The sequence below is a fragment of the Pseudomonas sp. 2822-17 genome, from assembly GCF_002742485.1.
In the GTDB taxonomy this organism is placed as follows: domain Bacteria; phylum Pseudomonadota; class Gammaproteobacteria; order Pseudomonadales; family Pseudomonadaceae; genus Aquipseudomonas; species Aquipseudomonas cyclaminis.
On the sequence record NZ_LJRZ01000500.1, the window covers coordinates 40,277 to 55,612 of the forward strand.

At 59.4% G+C, this 15,336-nt stretch carries 11 protein-coding genes; 8 read left to right on the forward strand and 3 right to left on the reverse strand.

Annotation, left to right across the window (positions count from 1 at the left end; all coding sequences use genetic code 11):
- Window positions 1–21: 21 nt before the first annotated feature.
- The 3 genes from AOA60_RS18600 to AOA60_RS18610 all read left to right on the forward strand — a co-directional run bounded on the left by AOA60_RS18600 (window position 22) and on the right by AOA60_RS18610 (window position 4,154).
- On the forward strand, window positions 22–1,293 hold the full coding sequence (locus AOA60_RS18600; protein WP_099585673.1) for a YeaH/YhbH family protein: 1,272 nt from the start codon (window positions 22–24) through the stop codon (window positions 1,291–1,293).
- A complete protein-coding gene (locus AOA60_RS18605) occupies window positions 1,290–2,855 on the forward strand; it encodes a SpoVR family protein (RefSeq protein ID WP_099585674.1) in 1,566 nt (521 codons plus the stop codon). Before AOA60_RS18600 ends, AOA60_RS18605 begins: the two co-directional genes overlap by 4 nt.
- A 63-nt stretch (window positions 2,856–2,918) precedes the next feature.
- Window positions 2,919–4,154, forward strand: coding sequence for a multifunctional CCA addition/repair protein (locus AOA60_RS18610; protein WP_099585675.1), 1,236 nt, complete (start codon window positions 2,919–2,921; stop codon window positions 4,152–4,154).
- On the opposite strand, the gene folK is transcribed toward AOA60_RS18610, so the two are convergent.
- Window positions 4,143–4,667 carry a 2-amino-4-hydroxy-6-hydroxymethyldihydropteridine diphosphokinase gene (gene folK / locus AOA60_RS18615; RefSeq protein WP_099585676.1) on the reverse strand — a complete coding sequence of 175 codons (525 nt, stop codon included), beginning with the start codon at window positions 4,665–4,667 and terminating at the stop codon, window positions 4,143–4,145. The genes AOA60_RS18610 and folK overlap by 12 nt on opposite strands.
- Window positions 4,658–5,011: a dihydroneopterin aldolase gene (gene folB, locus AOA60_RS18620; protein ID WP_099585677.1), complete on the reverse strand. Its 354-nt coding sequence runs from the start codon at window positions 5,009–5,011 to the stop codon at window positions 4,658–4,660. The genes folK and folB overlap by 10 nt, the downstream gene beginning before the upstream one ends.
- A 72-nt stretch (window positions 5,012–5,083) precedes the next feature.
- Between folB and plsY the strand changes: the two genes are divergently transcribed.
- Window positions 5,084–5,653, forward strand: coding sequence for a glycerol-3-phosphate 1-O-acyltransferase PlsY (gene plsY / locus AOA60_RS18625; protein ID WP_099585678.1), 570 nt, complete (start codon window positions 5,084–5,086; stop codon window positions 5,651–5,653).
- Between the two features lie 42 nt (window positions 5,654–5,695).
- Here the strand turns inward: plsY and tsaD are convergent, their stop codons facing one another.
- Window positions 5,696–6,721 carry a tRNA (adenosine(37)-N6)-threonylcarbamoyltransferase complex transferase subunit TsaD gene (gene tsaD / locus AOA60_RS18630; protein ID WP_099585679.1) on the reverse strand — a complete coding sequence of 342 codons (1,026 nt, stop codon included), beginning with the start codon at window positions 6,719–6,721 and terminating at the stop codon, window positions 5,696–5,698.
- A gap of 202 nt (window positions 6,722–6,923) precedes the next feature.
- Between tsaD and rpsU the strand changes: the two genes are divergently transcribed.
- The 4 genes from rpsU to AOA60_RS18650 all read left to right on the forward strand — a co-directional run bounded on the left by rpsU (window position 6,924) and on the right by AOA60_RS18650 (window position 15,335).
- Entirely contained in the window at window positions 6,924–7,139 is a 216-nt protein-coding gene (gene rpsU, locus AOA60_RS18635) for a 30S ribosomal protein S21 (protein ID WP_002551877.1), read from the forward strand.
- A 443-nt stretch (window positions 7,140–7,582) separates the two neighbouring features.
- The gene (gene dnaG, locus AOA60_RS18640) at window positions 7,583–9,550 is read left to right on the forward strand and encodes a DNA primase (protein WP_099585680.1); all 1,968 of its coding nucleotides are present in this window, start codon (window positions 7,583–7,585) and stop codon (window positions 9,548–9,550) included.
- A 67-nt stretch (window positions 9,551–9,617) separates the two neighbouring features.
- Entirely contained in the window at window positions 9,618–11,468 is a 1,851-nt protein-coding gene (gene rpoD / locus AOA60_RS18645) for an RNA polymerase sigma factor RpoD (protein ID WP_099585681.1), read from the forward strand.
- 123 nt (window positions 11,469–11,591) lie between these two features.
- Window positions 11,592–15,335, forward strand: a complete 3,744-nt coding sequence (locus AOA60_RS18650) for a bifunctional diguanylate cyclase/phosphodiesterase (protein ID WP_099585682.1) — start codon at window positions 11,592–11,594, stop codon at window positions 15,333–15,335.
- Window position 15,336: the final 1 nt, after the last annotated feature.

Below are 15,336 nucleotides of genomic sequence, written 5' to 3' on the forward strand. Positions count from 1 at the left end.
AAGCTGCCCGGAGGGCTCCCCATGAGCTATGTGATCGACCGACGCCTCAATGGCAAGAACAAGAGCACGGTAAACCGCCAGCGTTTCCTGCGGCGTTACCGTGACCACATCAAAAAGGCCGTTGAAGAGGCCGTCAGCCGCCGTTCCATTACCGATATGGAACATGGCGAGCAAATCAGCATCCCCGGACGGGACATCGACGAACCGGTGCTGCACCACGGTCGCGGCGGCAAACAGACCGTCGTGCATCCAGGCAACAAGGAATTCACCACCGGCGAACATATCCAGCGGCCCCAAGGCGGTGCGGGCGGCAAAGGTCCGGGCAAGGCCGGCAACTCCGGCGAAGGCATGGATGAGTTCGTGTTCCAGATCACCCAGGAAGAATTCCTTGAATTCATGTTCGAGGACCTGGAACTGCCCAACCTGGTCAAACGCAACCTGACGGGTACCGACACCTTCAAGACCGTGCGAGCGGGTATCAGCAACGAGGGCAACCCGTCACGGATCAATATCATCCGTACCCTGCGTTCGGCCCATGCGCGGCGCATCGCCCTGTCGGGGAGCAGCCGCGCCAAACTGAAGGAAGCCAAGGAAAAATTGGCGCGTTTGAAGCGCGAAGAACCGGACAACTTCGGCGATATCCAGGAAATCGAGGGGGAAATCGAGAAACTCAGCGCGCGTATTCACCGCGTGCCCTTCCTCGACACCTTCGACTTGAAATACAACCTGCTGGTCAAACAACCCAATCCCAGTTCCAAGGCGGTGATGTTTTGTCTCATGGACGTCTCCGGCTCCATGACCCAGGCCACCAAGGACATCGCCAAGCGGTTCTTTATCCTGCTGTACCTGTTCCTCAAGCGCAATTACGACAAGATCGACGTCGTGTTCATCCGCCATCACACCAGCGCCCGGGAAGTCGACGAAGAAGAGTTCTTCTACTCGCGGGAAACCGGCGGCACCATCGTGTCCAGTGCCCTGAAGCTGATGCAGGAGATCATGGCCGAGCGCTATCCGGCCAACGAGTGGAACATCTACGCCGCCCAAGCCTCGGACGGCGACAACTGGAACGATGATTCCCCCATTTGCCGCGACATCCTGATCAACCAGATCATGCCGTTCGTGCAGTATTACACCTACGTCGAAATCACCCCCCGTGAGCACCAGGCCCTGTGGTTCGAATACGAGCGCATCGGCGAAGCCTTTGCCGACACGTTCGCCCAGCAGCAACTGGTCTCGGCCGGCGATATCTACCCGGTCTTCCGTGAACTCTTCCAGCGCAGGTTAGTGACATGACCGCCAAAAAAGAGACTAAGCGCCAACCCATTTCCACCGGCTCCGAGTGGACCTTTGAACTGATCCAGGCCTATGACCGGGAAATCAGCCGGATCGCGGCGGGTTATGCCCTGGACACATACCCCAACCAGATCGAAGTGATTACCGCCGAGCAGATGATGGATGCCTACGCGTCCGTCGGCATGCCGCTGGGTTATCACCATTGGTCCTACGGCAAACACTTCCTCAGCACCGAGAAATCCTACACCCGAGGCCAGATGGGCCTGGCCTACGAGATCGTGATCAACTCCGACCCGTGCATTGCCTACCTGATGGAAGAAAACACCATCTGCATGCAGGCTTTGGTAGTGGCTCACGCCTGCTATGGGCATAACAGCTTTTTCAAGGGCAACTACCTGTTCCGCACCTGGACCGATGCCAGCTCGATCATCGACTACCTGGTATTCGCCAAGCAGTACATCATGCAGTGCGAGGAGCGCCACGGCATCGATGCGGTAGAAGACTTGCTCGACTCCTGTCATGCCCTGATGAACTACGGGGTCGACCGCTACAAACGCCCCTACCCGATTTCCGCCGAGGAAGAACGCCTGCGCCAGAAGGAGCGCGAGGAGCATCTGCAAAAGCAGATCAACGACCTGTGGCGCACCATTCCTAAAAAAGCCGGTAAGAACAGCGACAAGGACAACGCACGCTTCCCCGCCGAACCTCAGGAAAACATCCTGTATTTCCTGGAAAAACACGCGCCGCTGCTGGAGCCATGGCAACGGGAAATCGTGCGCATCGTGCGCAAGATCGCCCAGTACTTTTATCCACAACGCCAAACCCAGGTGATGAACGAAGGCTGGGCGACGTTCTGGCACTACACGCTGATGAACGACCTGTACGACGAAGGCCTGGTCACCGACGGCTTCATGATGGAGTTCCTCACGTCTCACACCAGCGTGGTGTTCCAACCCGGCTTCGACAGCCCGTATTACAGCGGCATCAACCCTTATGCCTTGGGCTTTGCCATGTACCGCGACATCCGGCGCATGTGCGAACACCCCACCGAGGAAGACCGCCGCTGGTTCCCGGAAATCGCCGGCACTGACTGGCTGTCTACCATCAAGTTCGCCATGAGCAGCTTCAAGGACGAGAGCTTCATCCTGCAGTACCTGTCACCCCAAGTGATCCGGGACCTCAAGCTGTTCAGCATCCTTGATGACGACCTCAAGGATGACTTGGTCGTCCCGGCCATCCACGATGAGCCTGGCTACCGCATCATCCGTGAAACCTTGGCCGCGCAGTACAACCTGGGCAACCGCGAGCCCAACGTGCAGATCTACAGCATCGATGTGCGTGGCGACCGCTCGCTGACCTTGCGTCACCAGCAACATGACCGCAAGCCGCTGGGCGAATCCACCGAGGAAGTACTCAAGCATCTGCACCGGCTGTGGGGCTTCGACATCCATCTGGAAACCCTGCAGGGCGATCAGGTGATGAAGACTCACCATGTGCCACCGCGCAGCGATCACAACGACAACGACTACGGCCGCCTGGACCTGGCCGTCGTGCATCTCTGAAACGGCAAAGCCTCCATTGGTCCGGCACAGGCGGTATCCTGTGCCGCTAATGGAGGCTTTTTCATGAAAATCTACAAAGTCGGCGGCGCCGTGCGTGACCGTTTACTGGGCATCAAGGTTACCGATATCGACCGCGTGGTCGTCGGCGCCACCACCGAAGAGATGCTGGCCAAAGGCTTCAAGCCGGTGGGCTCCGACTTCCCGGTCTTCCTCGACCCCAAAAACGGCGACGAATACGCCCTGGCCCGTACCGAGCGCAAGAGTGGCCGGGGTTACGGTGGCTTTGTGTTTCACGCCAGCCCCGAGGTTACGCTGGAAGAAGACCTGATCCGTCGCGACCTGACCATCAATGCAATGGCAGAAGACGATGACGGCAACCTGACCGACCCTTATCACGGCCAGCGCGATCTCGAAGCGCGCATTCTTCGCCACGTTTCACCCGCGTTTGCCGAAGATCCCCTGCGAGTTCTGCGCGTTGCACGTTTTGCTGCGCGCTATGCACACCTGGGTTTTACGGTGGCACCGCAGACCCTGGAACTGATGCGTCAACTCAGCGAGTCAGGAGAGTTGGAAGCCCTGACGCCGGAGCGCAGCTGGAAAGAAATCTCCCGGGCGCTGATGGAAGATCAGCCCCAGGTGTTTATTCAGATACTGCGCGACTGTGACGCACTGAAAACCCTGATGCCGGAAGTGGATGCCCTTTTTGGAGTACCGCAGCCCGAAGCCCATCACCCCGAAATCGACACCGGCGTGCACACGTTGAGCGTGCTGGAGCAGTCCGCACTGCACAAGCAGCCACTCACCGTGCGCTGGGCCTGCCTGCTGCATGACCTGGGCAAAGGCCTGACGCCTGTGGATAAGTTGCCGCAGCACATCGCCCACGAGCATCGGGGTTTGAAGCTGATCAAGGCGGTCAACGAGCGCTTCAAAGTGCCAAGGGATTGCCAGGAACTGGCGCTGTTGGTGGGTCAATATCACACCCACGGCCATCGAGCGCTGGAGCTGAAAGCCTCGACACTGCTGGAGTTGCTGCAAAGTTTTGACGTCTATCGCCGACCGCAGCGCTTTGAGGAGTTTGTGGTGAGCTGTGAAATGGATGCTCGGGGCCGCAAGGGCCTTGAGCAACGCAGTTATCCACAGGCAGATTATTTGCGCGGCGCAGCAACGACAGCGCGCGAAGTGGCCGTAGCGCCACTGCTGGAGAGAGGTTTCAAAGGCCCTGAGCTGGGCGAGGCCTTGAAGCGCGAACGGCTCAAGGCGCTGCAAGCCTACAAGGCAGAACGCGCCCTATCGAATTAGGAGCGCGCTCGATGTCAATTGCTGGCCCTGCCACTCAAATGCAACAGGCGCCAGCACTTGGTCGATGTGCGCATCGCGCCACAGCTCAGCCATGGTTTTGCCCACCTCAGGGTGCACCCGGTCCGGCGCCATCATCGACAGCGGCCACAACACGAAGGCGTTTTTCAGGATCTCTGCGCGGGGCAGGATCAAACCGTCGAAATCACCCACCATTTCGCCGTACAGCAGCACGTCGATATCCAACGGCAAGCCCTTGCGACCTGGCGCATAACGACCATTGTCGGCTTCGATGAGCTTGAGACGACGATCCAGCTCCCTCAACGGCAGGTCGGTATAGGCCGACACTACTAAATTGAAAAACGGCCCACTCTTGATGCCCACTGGTTGGCTTTCGAACACCGCCGAGCAGCGCACGTCGGTCAGAAAGCTCGCCAGCGCATCGAGTCCGGCGCACAAATGGGGCTCGCGCTCGATATTGCTGCCGAGGCCAAGGTAAATCTGCGTTAGCGACATCCGCGCTCGATCTCCACGCCCACGCCCGTTGCGGCCGGTACGGCGCCGGGCTTGGTCAACTTGAGGTGCAGCCAGGGAATCTGGAATTCACTCATCAGCACTTCGGCCAGGCGCTCGGCAAAGGTTTCCACCAGTTGGTACTGGGACTGCTCGGCAAAGGCCTGGATACGCGCGGACACGCTGGCGTAATCCAGCGCCAGGCTCAGGTCGTCACCCGCAGCCGCCGGGCGGTTATCCCATGCGAAGCTCAGGTCCAGGCGCAGGCATTGGCGGATTCCGCGCTCCCAGTCGTAGGCCCCGATCACGGTGTCGACTTCCAGGCCTTCGATAAACACTCTGTCCAAGCTCTTCTCCGCAGCACGACAAGGGCGCGATGCCCCGTTAGAATCAGGGCGTCCTCGCCCGGAATAGTTAGCATGTTTTGGTCACTGGCGATTCTCGCCTACCTGCTCGGCTCGCTGTCCTTCGCCATTTTGCTCAGCCGCCTGACGGGAAACCCCGACCCGCGAATGAGTGGCTCAGGCAATGCCGGCGCCACCAATATGTTGCGCCTGGCCGGCAAGAAGCTCGCCGTCCTGACACTGCTGGGCGATCTGTGCAAGGGTTTGCTGCCCGTGCTGATCGCCAGCCTCGTCGGCCTGACCCTGCAACAGCAGGCCTGGGTGGGCGTGTGCGCCGTCCTCGGCCATCTGTTTCCACTGTACTTCCGCTTTCGCGGCGGCAAAGGTGTCGCTACGGCAGCCGGCATGCTGCTGGGGATCTACCCACCGGCAGCATTGCTGGCCGTACTCGCCTGGCTGCTGACGTTCTACCTGACCCGCACCAGCTCACTGGCGGCTCTGATCGCCACGCCGCTCACTCTGCCCTTACTGGCCTGGCAGGAACCCGCGGCGCTGTTGCCGATGAGCGTGCTGACACTGCTGATCGTCTGGCGTCACCGGGGCAATCTACGCGACCTGTTTGCCGGGCGCGAACGGCATTTTTAAATACCGTCGATGAGCACTTCTCACGTTGCAGCCCTACACAGCCTACAAAGGCGGCAGTTGCTCCATCGGCCAGCGCGCCTGCACGCTGATCGCCAGACTTTCGTGCTGCCCCGCCTGCAAGCGCTGGCAACCGGCATAGGCGATCATCGCGCCATTGTCGGTACAGAACTCAGGGCGGGCGTAGAACACATCGCCCTTCATATCGCCGAGCATTTTTTCCAGTGAACTGCGCAGCGCCTTGTTGGCGCTGACGCCGCCAGCGATCACCAGTCGCTTCATGCCTGCCTGTTTCAGGGCACGCTTGCACTTGATGGTCAAAGTCTCCACCACGGCCTGCTGGAACGCCAGCGCGATGTCGCAACGGGCTTGCTGACTGTCGTCCCCGGCGCTGACACTGTGCTGCCAGGTATTGAGCGCAGAGGTTTTCAAGCCGCTGAAACTGAACATCAAACCAGGGCGATCGCACATCGGACGCGGGAAGGTATAACGACCAGCAACGCCTTTTTCGGCGAGGCGGGCGATCTCCGGTCCGCCGGGGTAATTGAGGCCCATCATCTTCGCGGTCTTGTCGAACGCTTCGCCGGCGGCGTCATCCAGCGACTCGCCCAACAGCGTGTATTGACCGATTGCGTCGACCTGAACCAGCTGCGTATGCCCCCCTGAAACCAACAAAGCGACGAACGGGAACTGCGGCGGGTTTTCTTCCAGCATTGGCGCCAGTAAATGGCCTTCCATGTGGTGCACACCGAGGGCCGGAATGCCCCAGGCAAACGCCAGCGCCTGGGCGCAAGAGGCCCCAACCAGAAGGGCTCCGACCAATCCAGGGCCTGCGGTATAGGCAATCGCGTCGATCTCGGTCGGCACGCAACCGGCCTCGTCCAACACCTGACGAATCAACGGCAACATACGCTTGACGTGATCACGGCTGGCCAGCTCCGGCACCACGCCGCCATAGGCGCGATGCAGGTCGATCTGACTGAACAGTGCATCGGCCAAAAGCCCGCGCTCACTGTCGTAAAGTGCGACACCGGTTTCGTCGCAGGAGGTTTCAAGTCCCAGTACTAGCATGGGTTTGCGCCTTGTAGAGGCTAAATTCGAAGGCGCGCATAATAGTCGCCACTCCCCCTCCCGACTAGCGGTTTTCGATCAGAGGCTTTGCATTCCGGTCAATGAGGGGTTAACATCCGCAACCCTTAAAAACCGACGACCTCAGCCGCGAATTTTTTGCGACGAGAACGTTGATCCCGGTAATGAAAGAAGGTAGCTCTGGATGCCAGCCGTCAAAGTTAAAGAGAACGAACCCTTCGACGTAGCTCTGCGTCGTTTCAAGCGCTCCTGCGAAAAAGCCGGTGTACTGGCCGAAGTTCGTAGCCGCGAATTTTACGAGAAGCCAACTTCTGAGCGTAAGCGTAAAGCAGCAGCCGCTGTTAAGCGTCACGCCAAGAAAGTTCAGCGCGAGCAGCGCCGCGCCGTTCGTCTGTACTAATACACAGACGTTCGTAGCACGCTTCTGCCAAGCCCGGCCCTCAGCCGGGCTATTGGCATTTGCAGATATCGCTTGATGCTTTACCGTCGACGCCGCACACGCGACTGAGACAACTGCTTCACACGTCAGGACTGGCTCTTTTGCCAGCGGTGCACGTCTCTTCTGACGAGCCTAACAAGGCTACTGACGAGCACACTTATTCTGTAAACAGGCGATCAACGGTCGACTGTGCCCATCGATGAGCTACCGAGGCCACCATTGGCCAAAACCGGAGCCCGGGGCAACATTTCTTCGCCGAAGACTGATTGGAAATTAACGTCAGTGAATGCTCGGCAGATACACTTCCATACAGCCCAAGCAGACGATTGATGGTCGAGCCACTCGACCCAAGCGCTTGAGCACTTCACGGGCCCTCATTTACACGCAGTGATGACGAGAACGCCATGGCCGGGCTAATTCCCCAGAGCTTTATTGACGACCTTCTGAACCGCACCGACATCGTCGATGTTGTCAGCTCGCGCGTGCAACTGAAGAAAGCCGGCAAGAACTACACCGCCTGCTGCCCGTTCCACAAAGAAAAAACCCCGTCGTTCAGTGTCAGCCCCGACAAGCAGTTCTACTACTGCTTCGGCTGCGGCGCAGGCGGCAACGCCCTCGGCTTCCTGATGGACCACGACAACCTGGATTTCCCCCAGGCAATCGAGGACCTGGCGAAAGCCGCCGGCATGGAAGTCCCCCGCGAAGAAAGCGGTCGCCCGCACAAACCGCGGCAACCCACCGATTCGCCGCTGTACCCACTGCTCACCGCCGCCGCCGACTTTTACCGACAGGCACTCAAGAGCCATCCGCAGCGCAAGGCCGCCGTCGACTACCTCAAGGGCCGCGGCCTTACCGGCGAAATCGCTCGCGACTTCGGCCTCGGCTTCGCGCCGCCCGGCTGGGATAACCTGTACAAGCACCTGAGCAGTGACACCCTGCAGCAAAAAGCCATGATCGACGCCGGTCTCCTGGTGGAAAACGCCGAGACCGGCAAGCGCTACGACCGTTTTCGCGACCGCGTGATGTTCCCGATCCGCGACAGCCGCGGCCGCATCATCGCCTTTGGTGGCCGGGTATTGGGGGACGACAAGCCCAAGTATCTGAACTCGCCGGAAACCCCGGTATTCCACAAAGGCCAGGAGCTCTACGGCCTGTTCGAAGCGCGCAAAAACAATCGCAACCTCGATGAAATCATCGTGGTTGAAGGCTATATGGACGTGATCGCCCTGGCCCAGCAAGGCTTGCGCAACGCCGTAGCTACCCTCGGCACCGCCACCAGCGAAGAGCACTTGAAACGCCTGTTTCGCGTAGTGCCCAGCGTGCTGTTCTGTTTCGACGGCGACCAGGCCGGCCGCAACGCCGCCTGGCGAGCACTCGAAGCCACGCTGCCGAGCCTGCAAGACGGGCGCCGCGCACGCTTCCTGTTCCTGCCTGAAGGCGAAGACCCGGATACCCTGGTGCGCTCCGAAGGCACCGACGCGTTCCGCGCACGCATCAACCAACATGCGCAGCCGCTGGCGGACTATTTCTTCCAGCAACTGACCGAAGAAGCCGATCCGCGCTCCCTCGAAGGCAAGGCCCATATGGCCACCCTCGCAGCGCCGCTGATCGACAAGGTGCCAGGCGCCAACCTGCGCACCCTGATGCGCCAGCGCCTGCTGGAAATTACCGGATTGAGTGGCGAAGCCGTCAGCCAGCTGGTGCACAGCGCACCGCAGGACGCGCCGCCCGCCTACGATCCGGGCATGGATTACGACGCCATGCCGGACTATTCCGACTTCCAACCGCAGGATGCCTACGCGCCCCAGCAGGAATGGACCCCGAAGAAACCCGGTGCCGGCGGCAAGAAATGGGACAAAAAGCCCTGGAGCAAGAACGGTAAGCGCGGTGATCGCGACGAGGCCTACGCCCCGCGCACGCCAGTTGCCGTAGAAGCGCCCACGCTGATCGCCCTGCGCACGCTCATTCACCACCCGCAATTGGCGGGCAAGGTCGAAAGTGCCGACCATTTTGCCAACGCGAGCAATACCTACGCTCAAGTCCTGATCGCACTGATCGAAGCTGTGCAGAAAAATCCTAAGCTAAACTCAATTCAGTTGATGGCGCGCTGGCACGGCACAGAACAGGGACGCTTGTTGAAAGCACTTGCGGAAAAGGAGTGGCTAATTGACGGCGATAACCTTGAACAACAGTTTTTAGACACCATTACTAGGTTATCCGCGGGTCAGCATACGCAGACCCTCGATGAACTCATCATGAGAGCAAGACAGCCGGGATTATCGGCTGAAGAGCAAATTCAGATAGCAAAACAGATGCGTGACCTCTTAAAACAGAATGTTTCCGCATCAAACCCGACCTCAGCTGGCGTGTGAGGTCATAGCTCGGGTATAATCCTCGGCTTGTTTTTTGCCCGCCAAGACCTTCAGTGGATAGGGTGTTATGTCCGGAAAAGCGCAACAGCAGTCTCGTATCAAAGAGTTGATCACCCTTGGTCGTGAGCAGAAGTATCTGACTTACGCAGAGGTCAACGACCACCTGCCTGAGGATATTTCAGATCCTGAGCAGGTGGAAGACATCATCCGCATGATTAATGACATGGGGATCCCCGTACACGAGAGTGCTCCGGATGCGGACGCCCTTATGTTGGCCGACGCCGATACCGACGAGGCAGCCGCTGAAGAAGCCGCTGCTGCGTTGGCCGCGGTGGAGACCGACATCGGTCGCACGACTGACCCTGTGCGCATGTATATGCGTGAAATGGGTACCGTCGAGTTGCTGACACGCGAAGGCGAGATCGAAATCGCCAAGCGTATCGAAGAGGGCATCCGTGAAGTGATGGGCGCAATCGCGCACTTCCCTGGCACGGTTGACCACATTCTCTCCGAGTACACTCGCGTCACCACCGAAGGTGGCCGCCTGTCCGACGTCCTGAGCGGTTATATCGACCCGGACGACGGCATTGCGCCGCCTGCTGCCGAAGTACCGCCGCCTGTCGATCCGAAAGCCGCGAAAGCGGATGACGATTCCGAAGACGACGAGGCTGAAGCCAGCACCGACGACGAAGAAGAAGTCGAAAGCGGTCCAGACCCGATCATCGCTGCCCAGCGTTTCGGTGCGGTTTCCGATCAAATGGAAATCACCCGCAAGGCCCTGAAAAAGCACGGTCGCTCCAACAAGCTGGCGATTGCCGAGCTGCTGGCGCTGGCTGAGCTGTTCATGCCGATCAAGCTGGTACCGAAGCAATTCGAAGGCCTGGTTGAACGCGTTCGTAGCGCCCTTGAGCGTCTGCGTGCACAAGAGCGTGCGATCATGCAGCTCTGTGTCCGTGATGCGCGCATGCCGCGTACCGACTTCCTGCGCCAGTTCCCGGGCAACGAAGTTGACGAAAGCTGGAGCGACGCCCTGGCCAAAGGCAAGGCGAAGTACGCCGAAGCCATTGGCCGCCTGCAGCCGGATATCATCCGTTGCCAGCAGAAGCTGACTGCACTTGAGACCGAAACCGGTCTGACGATTGCCGAGATCAAGGACATCAACCGTCGCATGTCGATCGGTGAGGCCAAGGCCCGCCGCGCGAAGAAAGAGATGGTAGAAGCGAACTTGCGTCTGGTGATCTCCATCGCCAAGAAGTACACCAACCGTGGCCTGCAATTCCTCGATCTGATCCAGGAAGGCAACATCGGCTTGATGAAGGCTGTGGACAAGTTCGAATACCGTCGCGGCTACAAGTTCTCGACTTATGCCACCTGGTGGATCCGTCAGGCGATCACTCGCTCGATCGCCGACCAGGCCCGCACCATCCGTATTCCGGTGCACATGATCGAGACCATCAACAAGCTCAACCGTATTTCCCGGCAGATGTTGCAGGAAATGGGTCGCGAACCGACCCCGGAAGAGCTGGGCGAACGCATGGAAATGCCTGAGGATAAAATCCGCAAAGTATTGAAGATCGCTAAAGAGCCGATCTCCATGGAAACCCCGATCGGTGATGACGAAGACTCCCATCTGGGTGACTTCATCGAAGACTCGACCATGCAGTCGCCAATCGATGTCGCCACTGTTGAGAGCTTGAAAGAAGCGACTCGCGACGTACTGTCCGGCCTCACTGCCCGTGAAGCCAAGGTACTGCGCATGCGTTTCGGCATCGACATGAATACCGACCACACCCTTGAGGAAGTCGGTAAGCAGTTTGACGTGACCCGCGAGCGGATCCGTCAGATCGAAGCCAAGGCGCTGCGCAAGTTGCGCCACCCGACGCGAAGCGAGCATCTGCGCTCCTTCCTCGACGAGTGATACCAGAACCCCCGGCCCAGGCCGGGGGTTTTGTTTTGCATAGATAAAATCCTGTACTGCCCCTCCTCCCCCCGCAATGCCCGTCTACACTCGACACATTCCCCGTGCCATAACGAGACCGTTATGCCCAGATTGCCGACCGTGATACTGCTGTCGCTGCTGAACTGGACCGCAACGGCTGGCGCGTTGACTCTTACTGATGATGAGCGTGGCTGGCTGGCGGACCATCAGGAGCTGAGACTTGGCGTGGACGCCTCGTGGCCACCCTTCGAATACCGTGATGACAGTGGCCGATACCAAGGCTTGTCGGCAGATTACGTGCGCCTGATCCAGGACCGCCTGGGCGTCAGGGTCAAGATAATCGAACCGCCGAGCTGGGGCGCTGTATTGGAGATGGCGCGAAACAACCAACTCGATCTTATCGCCAGCATCATGTCGACCCCGGAACGCCAGGGCTATCTGGCTTTTACCCGGCCTTACATCGACTTCCCGATGGTGATTCTTGCCCACGAAGGCGGAGCACGACCGCGCAACCTCAAGGATCTTTACGGCCTGAAGGTTGCGGTGGTGGAAAACTACGCCCCTCACGAGTTGCTGCGTACCCACCATCCCGACCTTAACCTGGTCGCACTGCCCAACGTCAGTTCCACACTGCAAGCCCTGGCGACCGGCGAAGTGGATGCCGTGGTCAGCGACCTGGCGTCCAGCGTCTGGAGCCTGCGCGAACTCAAACTCGATGGCCTTTACGTCAGCGGCGAAACCCCTTACCGCTATCAATTGGCGATGGGCGTACCACGGGACGATAAAATGCTGGTGGGCATCCTGGATAAAGTCCTGGCCGACCTCAGCCCGGAGGAAACCGACGCGATCCAGCAGCATTGGGTGGGGAAGTTCACGGATAACCGCACCTTCTGGAACGACCTGCTGATGTACGGCCTGCCCGCCGTACTGCTGCTGTGCAGCGTATTGGCCATCGTGATTCGGATCAATCGTCGGCTGAGTTCGGAAATTTCCCGCCGCGTCGCTCTCGAACAAGAATTGCGCAGCAGCGAATACCACTATCGCGGCCTGGTAGAGAGCTTGTCCGCCATCGCCTGGGAAGCCAATGTCACCGATTTCACCTACAGCTACGTGTCGCCCCACGCGGAAGACTTGCTCGGCTACCCACGCGCTCATTGGCTGATTCCGGGCTTCTGGCGCAACATCATTCACCCGGCCGACCTCATACGTGCCGAAGCTTATTGCCACCGCGAAACCCGTGCCAGCCGCGACCACAGTGTTGATTACCGAGTGATTACCGCCGACGGCCGCTGCCTGTGGGTACGCGACATTGTCAGCCTGATCGAACACGGTCATGAGCCTGTGCTGCGCGGCCTGATGATTGATATCAGCGAGGCCAAGCGCACCGAGGAAGCGCTGCAATTGTCCGAACAGAAATTTGCCTCGGTGTTCCAGCAATGCCCGGACATTCTGGTGATTGCACGGCTATCCGATGGCTGCTTGCTGGAGGTCAATAAAGCCTTCGAAGATCAAATCGGCCTGACTGCTGAGGAGGTGATCGGCAAAACCGGTACAGAGCTGGAAATATGGGGCATCCCGGGCATCGGCCCCGAGCTGCTGCAACGTGTCCAGACCACCAGTATCCGCAACCTTGAAATGCCGTTCCTGCGCAGCAACGGCCAAGCCTTTACCGGTCTTATCTCGGCAGAACCCTTCCAGTTGGATACGACTGAAGCCATCGTGGTGGTGGTGCGCGATATCACCCAACTCAAGGAAACCCAGCAACTGCTGCAAACCTCCGAAGAGAAGTTCGCCAAAGCCTTCCACGCCTCGCCCGACGGTTTGCTGCTGAGCCGCCAACGCGACGGTCTGCTGATTGAGGTCAACGAAGGCTTCAGCCGCCTGACCGGCCACACCAGCGCCACATCGGTTGACCAATCGAGCCTGGACCTTGGCATCTGGGTGGACCTTAACGAGCGCAAACACATGCTGGAGTTGATGCAGCGTGATGGGTTTGTCCGCGACTTTGTCTGCCATATCCGTCGCGTCGATGGCCTGATACGTCTCTGTGAATTGTCCAGTCGCCCACTGCCTATCGGCGATGAAGACTGCATGCTCACCATCGCCCGCGACATCACTGAGCGCCAGCAGATGCAGGAAAAACTGCAACAGGCTGCCACCGTCTTCGAAAGCACTGCCGAAGGCGTGTTGATCACCGACACCCGGCAGAACATCAGTGCCGTCAACCGCGCCTTCAGCGAAATCACCGGCTACAGTGAAGCCGAAGCGCTTGGCCAGACACCTCGCCTGCTCGCCTCGGGCCAGCATGACAGCGCTTTCTACGCCGCCATGTGGCACCAGTTGACGGCCCATGGCCATTGGCAAGGCGAGATCTCCAACCGCCGCAAGAACGGTGAGTTGTATCCCAGTTGGCTGACCATCAGCGCCGTGCGTAACCGCGATCAACTAATCACCCACTTTGTGGCGGTGTTTGCCGACATCTCCAGCCTCAAACTGGCCCAGGCACGCCTCGACTATCAGGCGCACCACGACCCACTGACCGGCCTGCCCAACCGCACGCTGTTTGAAAATCGGTTGCAGGCCGCCCTCAACGGTCATCAGGAAACCGGTAAACAGGGCGCCGTGCTGTTCCTCGACCTGGACCGCTTCAAACACATCAACGACAGCCTCGGCCACCCGATCGGCGACCTGCTGCTCAAAGACATCGCCGTGCGCCTCAAGGATCAACTGCGAGACATCGACACCGTCGCGCGCCTGGGCGGCGACGAGTTCATCATCCTGTTGCCCGGCCTGCAACACGCCAGCGACGCCGAGCACCTGGCCAATAAGCTGCTGGCCTGCTTCACCCCGCCCTTCCAGGCTGGCGAGCACGAGTTCTTCATCAGCGCCAGCATCGGCACAAGCCTCTATCCGCAGGACGGTACGGACGTCGCCACCCTGGTCAAGAATGCCGACGCCGCGATGTACCGCTCCAAAGCCAAGGGGCGTAACCGGGTCGAAAGCTACACCCGCGACCTCACGGCCCAGGCCAACGAACGTGTGGCACTGGAACACGAACTGCGGCGAGCCATCGAACGTAAAGAGCTAAGCCTGTATTACCAGCCAAAGCTGAGCCTGGTGACACACGAACTGATCGGCGCCGAAGCCCTGATTCGCTGGCACCACCCCGCCTTTGGCGAAGTACCCCCCGAACACTTCATTGCCCTGGCCGAAGAGAACGGCACGATCCTGCAAATTGGCGATTGGGTATTGGAACAGGCCTGCCAACAACTGTACGCCTGGCAGGGCACCTTCGAAGATTTCGGCCCGCTGTCGGTCAACCTCGCCGGCGCGCAGTTGCGCCATCCCGGCTTGCTGAGTCGCATCGAACAACTGTTGCGCGACTACCACCTCGACCCCGGCCACCTGCAATTGGAGATCACGGAAAACTTCATCATGAGCCAGGCCGAGGAAGCACTGGAGGTGCTGTACCAACTCAAGCAGTTGGGCGTGCAACTGGCGATTGATGACTTCGGCACCGGCTACTCATCCCTCAGCTACCTTAAACGCCTGCCGCTGGATTTCCTGAAGATCGACCAATCCTTCGTCCGTGGCCTGCCCGATGACCCCCACGATGCCGCCATCGTGCGCGCCATCATCGCCCTGGGGCATAGCATGCAATTCACCATCATCGCCGAAGGCGTGGAGAACCCCGCCCAGCAAGCCTTCCTGGCCGCTGAAGGCTGCGAACAGATGCAAGGCTACATCGTCAGCCTGCCGCTGCCGCCGGAGCTTTTTGCCGCGACCTTCCTTCGCATGCACATTGAGGATTTTTCGGATGGCACAGCGGGGAAACCATCGTTATAAT